Origin of the sequence: Phenylobacterium sp., from assembly GCF_046291545.1 — a bacterium.
Lineage (GTDB): Bacteria > Pseudomonadota > Alphaproteobacteria > Caulobacterales > Caulobacteraceae > Phenylobacterium.
The window spans coordinates 293,534-305,353 of sequence record NZ_JBKBSM010000002.1 but is presented as its reverse complement, the minus strand read 5'-3'; the positions used below and the strand labels follow the sequence as shown (position 1 = coordinate 305,353).

At 72.2% G+C, this 11,820-nt stretch carries 13 protein-coding genes; 6 read left to right on the top strand and 7 right to left on the bottom strand.

The features are described from left to right. The first annotated feature begins 26 nt into the window (after positions 1-26). On the top strand, positions 27-449 hold the full coding sequence (locus tag ACK4YQ_RS07945) for a hypothetical protein (protein WP_409610088.1): 423 nt from the start codon (positions 27-29) through the stop codon (positions 447-449). A gap of 41 nt (positions 450-490) precedes the next feature. Next, positions 491-1,360, top strand: coding sequence for a 50S ribosomal protein L11 methyltransferase (locus ACK4YQ_RS07940; RefSeq protein ID WP_409610086.1), 870 nt, complete (start codon positions 491-493; stop codon positions 1,358-1,360). On the opposite strand, the gene ACK4YQ_RS07935 is transcribed toward ACK4YQ_RS07940, so the two are convergent. Then, positions 1,344-1,883: a carbonic anhydrase gene (locus ACK4YQ_RS07935; RefSeq protein ID WP_409610084.1), complete on the bottom strand. Its 540-nt coding sequence runs from the start codon at positions 1,881-1,883 to the stop codon at positions 1,344-1,346. The genes ACK4YQ_RS07940 and ACK4YQ_RS07935 overlap by 17 nt on opposite strands. 58 nt (positions 1,884-1,941) lie before the next feature. Next, entirely contained in the window at positions 1,942-2,526 is a 585-nt protein-coding gene (locus ACK4YQ_RS07930; RefSeq protein ID WP_409610082.1) for a GNAT family N-acetyltransferase, read from the bottom strand. 239 nt (positions 2,527-2,765) lie between these two features. Between ACK4YQ_RS07930 and ACK4YQ_RS07925 the strand changes: the two genes are divergently transcribed. Further along, a complete protein-coding gene (locus ACK4YQ_RS07925; protein ID WP_409610080.1) occupies positions 2,766-4,580 on the top strand; it encodes an aminopeptidase P family protein in 1,815 nt (604 codons plus the stop codon). Between the two features lie 170 nt (positions 4,581-4,750). On the opposite strand, the gene ACK4YQ_RS07920 is transcribed toward ACK4YQ_RS07925, so the two are convergent. Next, entirely contained in the window at positions 4,751-4,966 is a 216-nt protein-coding gene (locus ACK4YQ_RS07920) for a hypothetical protein (protein ID WP_409610078.1), read from the bottom strand. Positions 4,967-5,025: 59 nt separating this feature from the next. After that, a complete protein-coding gene (locus ACK4YQ_RS07915; RefSeq protein ID WP_409610076.1) occupies positions 5,026-5,580 on the bottom strand; it encodes a DUF1003 domain-containing protein in 555 nt (184 codons plus the stop codon). Between the two features lie 190 nt (positions 5,581-5,770). On the opposite strand from ACK4YQ_RS07915, the gene ACK4YQ_RS07910 reads away from it, so the two are divergent. Continuing rightward, complete coding sequence (locus ACK4YQ_RS07910) at positions 5,771-6,568, top strand: SDR family NAD(P)-dependent oxidoreductase (protein ID WP_409610074.1); 798 nt, start codon at positions 5,771-5,773, stop codon at positions 6,566-6,568. Between the two features lie 48 nt (positions 6,569-6,616). Here the strand turns inward: ACK4YQ_RS07910 and ACK4YQ_RS07905 are convergent, their stop codons facing one another. Then, positions 6,617-7,105, bottom strand: a complete 489-nt coding sequence (locus tag ACK4YQ_RS07905; RefSeq protein WP_409610072.1) for an NUDIX domain-containing protein — start codon at positions 7,103-7,105, stop codon at positions 6,617-6,619. A 182-nt stretch (positions 7,106-7,287) separates the two neighbouring features. On the opposite strand from ACK4YQ_RS07905, the gene ACK4YQ_RS07900 reads away from it, so the two are divergent. After that, positions 7,288-7,533: a hypothetical protein gene (locus ACK4YQ_RS07900; protein ID WP_409610070.1), complete on the top strand. Its 246-nt coding sequence runs from the start codon at positions 7,288-7,290 to the stop codon at positions 7,531-7,533. Positions 7,534-7,601: 68 nt separating this feature from the next. Further along, positions 7,602-8,006: a GFA family protein gene (locus tag ACK4YQ_RS07895; protein ID WP_409610068.1), complete on the top strand. Its 405-nt coding sequence runs from the start codon at positions 7,602-7,604 to the stop codon at positions 8,004-8,006. A 10-nt stretch (positions 8,007-8,016) separates the two neighbouring features. Here ACK4YQ_RS07895 and ligA read toward each other — a convergent pair whose 3' ends face one another. Together ligA and recN are read right to left on the bottom strand one after the other, a co-directional pair. Then, entirely contained in the window at positions 8,017-10,125 is a 2,109-nt protein-coding gene (gene ligA, locus ACK4YQ_RS07890) for an NAD-dependent DNA ligase LigA (RefSeq protein ID WP_409610066.1), read from the bottom strand. Continuing rightward, the gene (gene recN, locus ACK4YQ_RS07885; RefSeq protein WP_409610064.1) at positions 10,118-11,815 is read right to left on the bottom strand and encodes a DNA repair protein RecN; all 1,698 of its coding nucleotides are present in this window, start codon (positions 11,813-11,815) and stop codon (positions 10,118-10,120) included. The genes ligA and recN overlap by 8 nt, the downstream gene beginning before the upstream one ends. Between the last annotated feature and the right edge of the window lie 5 nt (positions 11,816-11,820).

Genomic DNA, 11,820 nt, shown 5'->3' with positions numbered 1-11,820 from the left:
CGTTCCCAGCCAAACGCGAGGCCGAGATGCGCCGGATCATCGCGCTCGCCGGCGGCGTCGCCGCCGCGTTCGCCGGGACCGTCGCGGGCGGTCTCATCAAGCCCGAGATGGGCAGCCTGGTCGGCCAGATCCATGCCCCGCGCCTGGAGACCGCCGCCGCCGGCCGCCGCGCCGAGACCACCGAGGCGGAGCCGGAGGTCGACCCCTTCGCCGCCGACGCCCCCGACTATGTGGTCGGCACCGACTGGCTGCCCCCGTCCTTCGACGAGGCCTCGCTGCAGGCCGAGGAGACCGAGGTCGATCCGATGACAGTGGTGACGGCCGCGGCTCCCAAGCCCAGGTCGGCCCCCTTGCTCGCCGCCGGTAAGACGGCCGAACCGCTGCGCACGGCCCCGGCAGCGCCCGCCCTGACCGCGGAAGCCCCCGCGCCGGCCGCGCCCCTGTTCTGAACCCCTCGCCTTTCGCCCTCGGCCTCTCTAGAGGGAGGCCCATGACCGACGACGCCTTCCAGATCATCGCCCGCGGCCCCCGCGCCGAAGCCGAGGCCGCCGCCGCGGCGATCGACTCCGCCCCCCTGCTCGAGGGGGCGACCTACTCCATCCTGGAGGAGGACGAGGACCACGACGTCTGGCGCATCGACGCCTTCCCCACCAGCGACGAGGAAGCCGACGCCCTCGCCGAGACCCTGGCCGGGTTCCCGGCCCTGAAGGTCACCCGCGAGAAGCTCGCCGACGCCGACTGGCTGGCCATGGCCCTGTCGGGCCTGCCGCCGGTGCGCGCCGGCCGGTTCTTCATCTACGGCGCCCACGACCGCGGCCGCGCGCCGGCCAGCACCGTGAACCTGCGCATCGAAGCCGGCGCGGCCTTCGGCACCGGGCACCACGGCACCACCGTCGGCTGCCTCCTTGCCTACGACGAGCTGCTCAAGGCCCGCCGCTTCGGCCGGGTGCTGGACGTGGGCTGCGGCACCGGCGTGCTCGGCATCGCCGCCGCGCGCACCGGCTCGCCCGTCGTGGTCGGCACGGACATCGATCCCGTCTCCGTGCGCATCGCCCGCGAGAACGCCCGCCTCAACACGGCGCGGGCGCGCTTCGTCCACGCCTTCGGCCTCGACCACCGCAGCGTCCGCGGCGCCGGCCCCTACGACCTGGTGTTCGCCAACATCCTGGCCGCGCCCCTGGTCTTCCTGTCCCAGCCGATCAGGGCGGCCCTGAAGCCCGGCGGCCTGGCGATCCTGTCTGGGCTCCTGCGCTCCCAGGAGCGGCGCGTGCTCGCCGCCTACCGCTCAAAGGGCTTCGTGCTGGTCCGCCGGCTGCACCGCGACGCCTGGGCCACCCTGGTGCTCAGACGAGCTGGGTGACGGTTCCGTCGAGGTTCATCAGCCCGATCTCCACCTCCATGTGGCGGTGGCGCGTGACGATCGCCTGGCGCAGGGCGTAGAGCTGCTTCACGTGGCTGGCGAGCTCGGTCTGCGGGTCCTTCACCGCCCCTTCCCCCAGCACGAGCTTGTAGGCGCCGCAGTCGCGGTGATCGAGCACGATCACCCGATGCACGTGATGAAGCTGAATCGCCAGGTCCAGGTGCGCCCAGAAGGTCTCGGCCCACGCGGGATACTTGTCGCTCACCGCGCCCAGGGAGGCGCCGGCCAGAATCACATGGTCGTATTTGTCCCTGAGGCCGCGGGCGGTCATGTAGGCCTCGATCTCGTTCGCCAGCCGGTAGTCCATGCAGGTGAGCAGCAGGGCTTCGGTCTGGCCGGCGGCCCGGGCGACCCCCGGGGTCAGGCCGGTCAGCAGCGAAACGCCCGCGCCAAGGGCGGCGGCCCCCAGCACGGCGCGACGCGACATCGACGGCCAGGCGGCGTGGACGGCGCAACAGGTCATGGGCTTCTCCCTATGAAATCCTTGCGCAAATTCCTGCGGCGCCGCCCTTGCCAAACCTCTACTGGGACGTGCGGCCGTGCGTCGCAGACGCCCACTCCTCGGCGAGCACGGCGTAGATGAAGCTGTCGCGCCAACCGTCGCGGACCAGGCGGTTGCGCCTGAGAAGGCCCTCCCGGCGCATGCCGAGCTTTTCCATGACGCCCCAGGAGCCGACGTTGCGCACGTCGCAGGTCGCCCAGACACGGTGCAGGCCGAGCTTGTCGAAGCCGACGGCGACCACCGCGCGGGCGGCCTCGGTCGCGTAGCCCTGGCGCCACCAGGGGCGGTGGAAGCTGTAGCCGAAGTCGGCGGTGCGGTCGTTCGGCGAGGTGACCTCCAGCCGGATCGAGCCGATCACCCGGCCGGTGTCGAGCAGCTCGGCGGCCAGGGTCACGCCCGGTCGCGGCCAGACGGCGGCGTCGGCCTCCCAGCGGGCGAGCACCTCGCGCGTGACCTCCGGCGTGTTGGGCCCCCACTCCATGTAGCGGACGACCTCGGGGTCGGTCGCATAGGCGTGGACGTCGTCGAAGTCCCCCATGCGGAACTCGCGCAGCAGAAGCCGCTCTGTGCGAAGGGGGAACCAGGGTTCGGCAGGTAGGATCATGTCGAGCTCTCCGAGGAAGGATCGGACGGGCTCGCCTTCATGGACCCCGGCCGATGCGGCGGGGTCCGGTCGTCGCGGCTCAGGTCAAGGCGCGCGACGACGAACGGCCCCGCAAGGCGCGTTCGAGTTCGAGCAACCGAGGCCAGAGGCGTGGACCATGGGCATGGTGTTACCGGTCAAGCTGCGGCGGCGCAAGATACGGCCTTTGCCCGGCGCTCGGGACGGCCTACATCCTTCGCATGCGCCAGACCTTCGATGAATCCACCGACCCCTCCTTCGGCCCACGGCACGTCCCCCTGATCCGCCAGGCCATGGCCGAGCAGGGCCTGGACGGCTTCCTCGTGCCGCACGAGGACGAGCACCAGAACGAGTACCTGCCCGAGGCCAACGACCGGCTGGCCTGGGCCACCGGGTTCACCGGCTCGGCCGGCGCAGCGGTCATCTTCAAGGACAAAGCGGCGATCTTCGTCGACGGGCGCTACACCCTGCAGGTGCGCGACCAGGTCGATCAGGCCCTGTTCGAAATCCGCGACCTGGTGGATGGCGGCGTGCCGGCCTACCTCGAGGCCGCCGCGGCCAAGGGCCAGGCCATCGGCTACGATCCGCGCCTGCACAGCCCCGACGCCCTCGACAAGCTGAAGTCCGCCGCCGAGAAGGCCGGCGCCGCTTTGAAGCCGGTCGAGGCCAACCCCCTCGACCTCGCCTGGGGCGCGGCCCGCCCGGCCCAGCCGCAGGCGCCGGTGGTTCCCCATCCGCTGGAGTACGCCGGCGAGGAAAGCGCGGCCAAGCGCAGCCGGGTCGGCGCCGACCTCGCCCGGAAAACCGCCGAGGCGGCGGTCGTGACGGCCCCCTCCTCGATCGCCTGGCTGTTCAACGTCCGCGGCGGCGACGTCATCCGCTCGCCCCTGCCCCTCGGCCAGGCCATTCTCAACGCCGACGGCTCCGCCCGCCTGTTCCTCGATCCGGCCAAGGTCTCGGGCGAGCTGCGCGCCTGGCTCGGCAACGAGGTGCGCCTGGAGACGCCCGACGACCTGCCCGCGGCCCTCGCCGAACTGAAGGGCAAGCGGGTGCTGGTGGATCCCGCCCAGTCCTCGGCCTGGTACTTCGAGGCCCTGCGCGCCGCCGGAGCCGAGGTGGTGCGCGGCGAGGACCCCTGCGCCCTGCCGCGGGCCTGCAAGAATGCGACCGAGATCGAAGGGACCCGCCGGGCCCACGCCCGCGACGGGGTCGCCCTCACCCGGTTCCTGCACTGGCTGGCGACCGACGCCCAGCAGAGCCTGCCCGACGAGGTCGAGGTGGTGAGCCGGCTGGAGGCGTTCCGCGAGGAGACTGGGGCGCTGAAGGACCTCAGCTTCGACACCATCGCCGGCGCCGCCGCCAACGGCGCCATCGTCCACTACCGGCCGACGGCGCGCCTGAACAAGCGCACTGAAGCCGGCTCCCTGCTGCTGGTCGACAGCGGCGCCCAGTACCTGGACGGCACCACCGACGTCACCCGCACCGTCGCCATCGGCGAGCCCAGCGCCGAGATGGCCGAGCGCTTCACCCTGGTGCTGAAGGGCAATCTGGCCCTGGCGCGCGTGCGCTTCCCCGCGGGCACCACCGGATCGGCGCTGGACGCCCTGGCCCGCGCCCCGCTTTGGGCCCACGGCCTGGACTACGACCACGGCACCGGCCACGGGGTGGGCGTCTACCTTGGCGTCCACGAGGGGCCGCAGCGGATCTCAAAGGTCCCCAACACGGTCGCCCTGAAGCCGGGGATGATCGTTTCCAACGAGCCCGGCTACTACAAGGAAGGCGCCTACGGAATCCGTATCGAGAACCTGCAGGTGGTCACCGAGGCGGCGCCGATCGCCGGCGGCGAGCGGCCGATGCTGGGCTTCGAGACCCTGACCCTGGCGCCCATCGACCGGCGCCTGATCGTCGCCGACCTCCTTACCGCCGAGGAGCGGGCGCAGCTCGACGCCTATCACGCCCGGGTGCTGGCCGTGATCGGCCCCAAGGCGCCCGCCGACGTCGCCGCCTGGCTTGAGGAGGCCTGCGCGCCGATCTAGGCCCGCGTCCAGCGGCGTCTGTCGCCGAGGCGCCGCCGCCGGCCCCGCTACCCCCTGCCGAAAAGGCGGGCGAAGATGCCCGGCCGCCCCGGCGTGCGCTCGCAGGGCGAGGCGGGCGCCTCGGCTCCCACCCGCGCCCGCTCCAGTCACCCGCGGCGGACGCCATGACGTCAGCCGATCGAGTCGCCCTGGCTCCCCTCGCCAGGGGCGGCGCCGGCCGGCGCCTGGCGTTCGGTCTGGCGCTCGTCGGCGGCGACGCCGAGGGCCCGCTCCGGCGCCGGGTCCGGCGGGGTCGGCGTAGCCTCGCCGTGAGCCGCTTGGCGGGCCCTGGCCCGATCGGCCGGCGCGCCTTGCCCATCGACGATCCTGCGGTTCTGCTCGCCCATCACGACCTCCTGCGTTGCTGCAGGCGCAACACCCGCGTCTGGCCGAGGTTCCGCCGAGCTTACGGCGTTCCCTCTTCCGTCGCCGCGAGCGTGTCGAGCACCGCCTCGGGCGCCACATCCCGTTCCAGCTCACGCAGCGCAGGGTCGCGACCTTCCGCCACGCCCAGCCGGTCGGCGATCTCGGTGACGAGGCCGATCAGTCGCGTCACCTCGTGTTCAGTCAGAAGGTTGATCTGCAGGTCCAGGTCCGCCCGTCGGTCGGCCGCTTTGGCGGCCCGGTTCTGGCTGATCAGCACGAAGGTCGACAGAAAGATGGCCTCGACCGAGGCGGCCGTCGCGAGGATCACGAAGGTGGGGTCGAAGCGGGGAGCCTGCGGGAAGATCCCGGCGTTCGCCGCAATCCAGCCGGCGAGGATCGCCAGGTGCACATAGACGAAGGTCATGCTCCCGGTGAACGCGGTGATCGCGGCCGCCATCCGGTCGCCCGGCCGCGCGCGCCGCTCCTCGCGCAGGTGGCGCGCATGCAGGGCCCTGATGTTTCTCGCCAGGGCCGAGTTCAGTCCCTCCGGCTGGGGCGGCGGCACCGTCGGCGAAGGAGCTGCAGACTCTGCCATGGATCGGCTCCAGGAGCTTGCGCGGATCGCCGGCGCGCGGCGCGCTCGAACAACGCGCGAACCGGCGTCACGGCTCACACTGCGGAGCGGGCGATCCTCCGCCTCCAAACCCCCTCGCCCTCCCCCACGTCAGCCCCGCTAGCCTTCCCTCAGCGCCCCTAAGGCGCAGCCATAAGATGGGAGGGAACTGATGACGGACATCCTGGACCTGGGCGGGCGCGTGGCGCTGGTCACCGGCGCGGGCCAAGGCGTGGGGCGCCAGGTCGCCCTGCAGCTCGCCGCGGCGCAGAACAGCGGCGGCGTCGTCGTGAACGACTATGTGCTGGACCGCGCCGAAGCGGTCGCAGAGGAAATCCGCGCCGCCGGCGGCAAGGCGCTGGCCGCCCAGTGCGACGTCTCCGACCACGCCGCCGTCAAGGACATGGTGGCCCGCGCCGCGGCCGAGCTGGGCGCCGTGGGCGTCCTGGTCAACAACGCCGGCAATGCGGGCGCCAACCCCTCGCCGGAGCTCGGAAAGCCGTTTTGGGAAACCAGCCCGGAGGTGTGGAACAGCTTCATCGGCGTCAATCTCTACGGGGTGATGAACTGCACCGCCGCGGTCATCCCCGGCATGATCCAGCGCCAGGCGCCCGGCCGGATCATCACCGTGATCTCCGACGCCAGCCGCTGGGGCGATGCGGGCCTGGAGATCTACGCCGGGGCCAAGGCCGGCGCCGCGGGCTTCATGCGCTCGGTGGCCCGTTCCCTCGGCCGTTACGGCATCACCGCCAATTCGGTCGCCATCGCCCTCACCGCCACGCCGGCGGTGGAGCGCACGCTCAAGGGCGACCCCGAGCGGCTGAAGCGCACCCTGGAGAAGTACATCATCCGCCGGCCCGGCCGCCCGGACGACATCGCCAACATGGTGCAGTTCCTGGCCTCCGACGCCTCCAGCTGGATCACCGGCCAGGTCTATCCTGTGAACGGCGGCTTCTCGTTCGCGCTCTGACGGGGCGAGGGCGGCGGGGCCCGCGCGGCTCCGCCGCCCGATCGGCGCCTAGATCATCTGAAAGGCTCCGGTCGCCTTGTGGCGCACCCAGGCCTCCACGGTGCGGCGCATGTTCGGCAGCATCTGCGGCAGGCGGTCCGTCGCGAACCACTCCAGCGCTTGGCTTTCATCGTCATTCACCACCGCGCATCCGGAATAGGCCCGCACCGCATAGAGCATCACAAAATACTGGCAGCGATCGCCATTGGGGTAGGTGATCGTCTCGTAGGCTGGATCCGACGCGAAACCGAAGGGCGAGGCGACGTCCGCCGTCAGCCCCGTCTCCTCGAGGAGTTCGCGCAGAAGCCCGGCGGTGAGGTCCTCGCCCACCTCGGGCGCGCCGCCTGGCACGCCCCAGAGCCCAAAGTCAGACCTGTGCTGCAGAAGCACGCGGCCAGCCACATCCTCCACCACGACCCGCGCGCCCGGCATCAGCAACAGCCGGTCGCCGACGACCTCGCGAAGGCGGCCCAGATAGCTTTCGGCGAAGCCGCCCATCGGCGCGTCCCCCGCTCCCGCTCCAACGCCTGGATGCATATCGGCGACCCCCTCAGGCTGCAACGAGCGGCCCCGCCGCCGCGCACCGGCGGGCTCAGGTCCCAGACCGGCCTCGCCGGCGCCCCTTTGGCAACGATCCGGCCGCCGCGCCGTTGCTTCGGTCAGGCGCAACGGAGAGCCCCATGCTGTCGCTTCCCACCCGACGCACGTTCGAGACCCTCGGCATGATGATGATCGGCGACGGGGTGCTGGCCATGATCGAGCCGCGGCGGCACGTCGCCCTTTGGCGGACCGGCCCGCCGTCCTGGTCGCGGGCCCTGCGCTACTTCGAGGAGCGGCCGGCGCTGACGGCGGCCCTCGGGCTGGTGGAGGTGGGGCTTGGCCTGTGGCTGGCGCGCGGTCAGTCGCCGCAGACGCCGCGGGGGTGAGGCCCCCGGCGCTGGACAGCCGCACGCCCCTGTGTGATCCCGCTGCAAAGACCAGGGAGGACAGGGTCATGAGACTGGAAGGCGGCTGCTATTGCGGCGAGGTCCGCTACGTGTGCGAGGGCGACCCGGTGCTGAAGGCCGAGTGCTGCTGCCGCGAGTGCCAGTACATCGCCGGCGGCGGTCCGAACTTCTTCATGATGATGCCGGCGGCCGGCTTCTCCTATGTGAAGGGCCAGCCGAAGAGCTTCACCCGCAAGGACCTGGACGCGCCGGTCACCCGCGAGTTCTGCCCCGATTGCGGCACGCACATCGTCACCCGTCCGCCCGGCTATCCGGCCCTGGTGCTTAAGGTCGGCACGCTCGACGACCCGTCGCAGTACGGCGGGCCGCAGATGGCGATCTACACCTGCGACCGGCAGCCGTTCCACGTGATCCCCGAGGGAATGCCTGCCTTCGAGCGCCTGCCGGGCTGAAGGTCGCCGGCTAGCCGGCGACCAGGGCCAGCCATTCCTCTTCCGTCAGGACCTGGATGCCGAGCTCGGTCGCGGTCTTCAGCTTGGAGCCCGCGCCCGGGCCGGCGACGACGAGGTCGGTCTTCTTCGACACCGATCCGGAGACCTTGGCGCCCAGCCGCTCGGCCTGGGCCTTGGCTTCGTCGCGGGTCAGCCGCTCCAGCGAGCCGGTGAAGACGATGGTCTTGCCAGCGACGGCGGTGTCGGTCTTCGGGCGCTCGGCGTCCAGGATCTGGAGCTGTTCGCGAAGGTTCTGCACGATGCGCCGGTTGTGGTCTTCGGCGAAATAGGCCGCCGCCGCCTCGATCACCGCCGAGCCGATCTGATCCAGGGCGTCCAGGTCCTCGATGGCGGCCGGGTCGCGGTCGGCGACCTTGTCCATGGCCTCCAGGAAGGCGTCGGCCGAGCCGTAGCCGCGGGCCAGGACCATGGCCGTGGTCTCGCCGATGTGGCGCACGCCAAGCCCGAAGATGAAGCGGTCCAGGGGGATGGCGCGGCGCGCCTCGATGCCGGCGACGAGGTTGGCCACGCTGGTCTCGCCATAGCCCTCGGTCTGGCGCAGCTCGGCCAGCTTCGCCTCGTCCCTCGCCAGGCGGAAGATGTCGGCCGGCTCGCGGATCCAGCCGCGGTCGAAGAAGGCCTGGAGCTGCTTCTCGCCCAGTCCCTCGATGTCGTAGGCCCGGCGCGACACGAAATGGCGCAGGTGCTCGATGCGCTGGAACGGGCATGCGAACTCGCCCGAGCAGCGGCGCACCACCGTCTCCGCGCCCGAGGCGGTGGTCTCGCGCACCAGCGGGGTCTTCAGCTCGCAGGGGCAGACGGTCGGGAACTCGAAGGGCTGCGTCCCCGGCGGCCGCTCCTCCAGCACCACGCCCACGATCTGCGGGATCACGTCGCCGGCCCGCTGCACGATCACCGTGTCGCCGGGGCGTACGTCCTTACGCTCGATCTCGTCGGCGTTGTGCAAGGTGGCGTTCTCGACCACGACCCCGCCGACGGTCACCGGCTTCAGCCGCGCCACCGGCGTCACCGCGCCGGTGCGCCCCACCTGGACGTCGATCGCCTCAAGAATGGTGCGCGCCTGCTGGGCCGGGAACTTGCGGGCGATCGCCCACCGCGGGGTGCGGGTGATGAATCCCAGCCGTTGCTGCCAGTCCAGCCGGTCGACCTTGTAGACCACCCCGTCGATGTCGAAGCCCAGGCGCGGGCGCAGCGCCTCCATCTCCCGGTAGGCCGCCAGCAGCCCCTCGGCGCCCTCCACCCGCTCCGCCTGCGGCGTCACGCAGAACCCCCAGGCCCGCAGCGCCGCAAGCGCTTCCCACTGGGTCCCGGCGAACGGGGACGAGACCTCTCCCCAGGCGTAGGCGAAGAAGCGCAGCGGCCGCTGGGCCGTGATCTTCGGATCGATCTGCCGCAGGGAGCCGGAGGCGGCGTTGCGCGGGTTGGCGTAGGTCTTCTGGCCGGCGGCTTCGGCGGCGGCGTTCAGGGCGGCGAACTCGGCGTGGCCCAGATAGACTTCGCCGCGGATCTCGATGACCTGCGGCCAGCCCTCGCCTTTCAGCCGCTTCGGAATCTCTGCGAGGGTCTTCAGGTTGGCCGTAACGTCCTCGCCAACCCGGCCGTCGCCCCGCGTAGCGCCGCGCACCAGGACGCCGTCCTCGTAGCGCAGCGAAGCGGACAGCCCGTCGATCTTGGGCTCGGCGGTGAAGGCCACCGGCTCCTCCACCCGAAGAAACCGCTTCACCCGCGCCTCGAACTCGACGGCCTCCTCGTCGGAGAAGGCGTTGTCCAGCGAGAGCATCGGCACGCCGTGCTCCACGGGCGCAAAGGCCTCGGCGCGCGTCGCCCCCACCCGCAGGGAGGGCGAATTCTCACGGATCAGGTGCGGAAAGCGCGCCTCGATGGCGGCGTTGCGCTGCTTGAGCGCATCGTACTCGGCGTCGGAGACGCTCGGCGCCTCCTCCTGGTAGTATCGGATGTCGTGCGCGGCGATGGCGTCGGCGAGTTCGGTCAGCTCGTCGGCGGCCTCGCTCTCGCTCAGGGCCTCGACGGGCTTTGCGGCGGTGGTCGGCTTAGGCATGCATCAGGGCCCGGGCTGCGGCGCGGGCAGCGTCGGTGATCTCCGCGCCGGCCAACATGCGGGCGATCTCCTCTTCGCGGTCGGCGGCGGACAGCACCTCCACGGCCGTGCGCACCCGCTCGGCGTCGCCGCTCTTGGCGATGCGCCAGTGGGCTTCGGCGCGGGCGGCCACCTGGGGGCTGTGGGTCACGACCAGGACCTGGGCCGTGGAGGCCAGGCGTTTGAGGCGCAGGCCGACAGCGTCGGCCACCGCGCCGCCGACCCCCTGGTCCACCTCGTCGAAGATCATCAGCGGCTGGGGGCCCTCCCCGCGCCCGGCCAGGGAGGCTTTCAGCGCCAAGGCGAAGCGGGCCAGCTCGCCCCCCGAGGCGATGGCGCCCAGGTCGCCGAACGGCGCCCCGGGGTTGGTGGCGATCTCGAAGGCCACGCGGTCGAGGCCCGTCGGCCCTGCCCGCTCCTCGTCCAACGGCTCGACCGCGACGCGGAAGCGCGCCTTGTCCAGCTTGAGCGGCGCAAGCTCGCCCATCACCGCCGCGGCCAGGGTCTCCCCCGCCGCCCTGCGCGCCTGCGAGAGCGCCTCGGCCTCGCGCCGATAGGCGGCGCGGGCTTCGGCCACGGCGGCCTCGGCGGCCTTGAGTTCGTCCTCGCTGGATTCCATGGCGCGCAGCCGCTCGGCGAAGCGCACCCGCAGCGGCGGCAGTTCCTCGACGCTGACCGAGAGCTTGCGCGCCAGGCCCCGCAGGTCGAACAGCCGCTCCTCGGTCTTCTCCAGGTCGTCGGGACGGAACTCGAAGGCGCCTGCCGCCGCGTCGATCGCGGCTTCCGCCTCCTGGGCTTCGATCAGGACGCGATCCACCGCGGCGCTGGCGGCGATCAGACGCGACACCGCAGCGCCGTCCTCGCCGGCCCCGGCCTGCACGGCCCGCTCCCGCGCCCGCTCCAGCCCCCGGATCGCCTGGGCCAGGCGGTTGGACAGCCCGTCGAACGCCTCGCGCGCGCCGGCGATGTCGCCCAACGCCTTTTCCGCGGCGCCGAGGACGGCGCGGGCCTCGGCGAGCTCGGTCTCCTCCCCTTCCCGCGGATCCAGCCGGTCGAGCTCGGCCAGGCGCAGGGACAGCTCCTCGGCCTCGGAGGCGGCCTGGGCCACCTGGGCGGCCAGCTCGTCGCGCCGGACCTGAGCGGCCCGCCAGTGCTTCCAGCGGGCGGCCACGGCGGCGGCGTGAGGACCGAGGCCCGCGAAGGCGTCGAGCAGCGGGCGATGGGTGCGCGCGTCCAGAAGGCCGACGGTCTCGTGCTGGCCGTGCACCTCCAGCAGGCGCTCGCCGATTTCGCGCAGGACGCCGGCGCTCGTGGCCTGGTCGTTGACGAAAGCGCGGCTGCGGCCGTCGGCGCTGAGCGTGCGGCGCAGGATCAGGTCCTCGTCGGTGCGGTAGTCGAGCCCCTTCTCCTCCAGCACCGCCCACACCGGATGGTCGGGCGCCGGGGCGAACACCGCGCTCACCGCGGCCTGGCTCGCCCCGCGGCGCACCAGGCCTGAGTCGGCGCGGGCGCCCACAGCCAGTCCCAGGGCGTCGAGGATGATCGACTTGCCTGCGCCGGTCTCCCCGGTCAGCGCGGTGAGGCCGGGCCCGATGGACAGGTCCAGCGCCTCGATCAGCACCACGTCGCGGATCCAGAGCCCGATCAGCATGCGGG

What these genes read in the sequence shown, in the direction of transcription:
- ACK4YQ_RS07925 (WP_409610080.1), top strand. Translation starts at nt 2,766, where the DNA reads ATGCGCCAGACCTTCGATGAATCCACCGACCCCTCCTTCGGCCCACGG.
- ACK4YQ_RS07930 (WP_409610082.1), bottom strand. Translation starts at nt 2,526, where the DNA reads ATGATCCTACCTGCCGAACCCTGGTTCCCCCTTCGCACAGAGCGGCTT.
- ACK4YQ_RS07920 (WP_409610078.1), bottom strand. Translation starts at nt 4,966, where the DNA reads ATGGGCGAGCAGAACCGCAGGATCGTCGATGGGCAAGGCGCGCCGGCC.
- ACK4YQ_RS07940 (WP_409610086.1), top strand. Translation starts at nt 491, where the DNA reads ATGACCGACGACGCCTTCCAGATCATCGCCCGCGGCCCCCGCGCCGAA.
- ACK4YQ_RS07935 (WP_409610084.1), bottom strand. Translation starts at nt 1,883, where the DNA reads ATGACCTGTTGCGCCGTCCACGCCGCCTGGCCGTCGATGTCGCGTCGC.
- ACK4YQ_RS07910 (WP_409610074.1), top strand. Translation starts at nt 5,771, where the DNA reads ATGACGGACATCCTGGACCTGGGCGGGCGCGTGGCGCTGGTCACCGGC.
- ACK4YQ_RS07905 (WP_409610072.1), bottom strand. Translation starts at nt 7,105, where the DNA reads ATGGGCGGCTTCGCCGAAAGCTATCTGGGCCGCCTTCGCGAGGTCGTC.
- recN (WP_409610064.1), bottom strand. Translation starts at nt 11,815, where the DNA reads ATGCTGATCGGGCTCTGGATCCGCGACGTGGTGCTGATCGAGGCGCTG.
- ACK4YQ_RS07945 (WP_409610088.1), top strand. Translation starts at nt 27, where the DNA reads ATGCGCCGGATCATCGCGCTCGCCGGCGGCGTCGCCGCCGCGTTCGCC.
- ACK4YQ_RS07895 (WP_409610068.1), top strand. Translation starts at nt 7,602, where the DNA reads ATGAGACTGGAAGGCGGCTGCTATTGCGGCGAGGTCCGCTACGTGTGC.
- ACK4YQ_RS07900 (WP_409610070.1), top strand. Translation starts at nt 7,288, where the DNA reads ATGCTGTCGCTTCCCACCCGACGCACGTTCGAGACCCTCGGCATGATG.
- ligA (WP_409610066.1), bottom strand. Translation starts at nt 10,125, where the DNA reads ATGCCTAAGCCGACCACCGCCGCAAAGCCCGTCGAGGCCCTGAGCGAG.
- ACK4YQ_RS07915 (WP_409610076.1), bottom strand. Translation starts at nt 5,580, where the DNA reads ATGGCAGAGTCTGCAGCTCCTTCGCCGACGGTGCCGCCGCCCCAGCCG.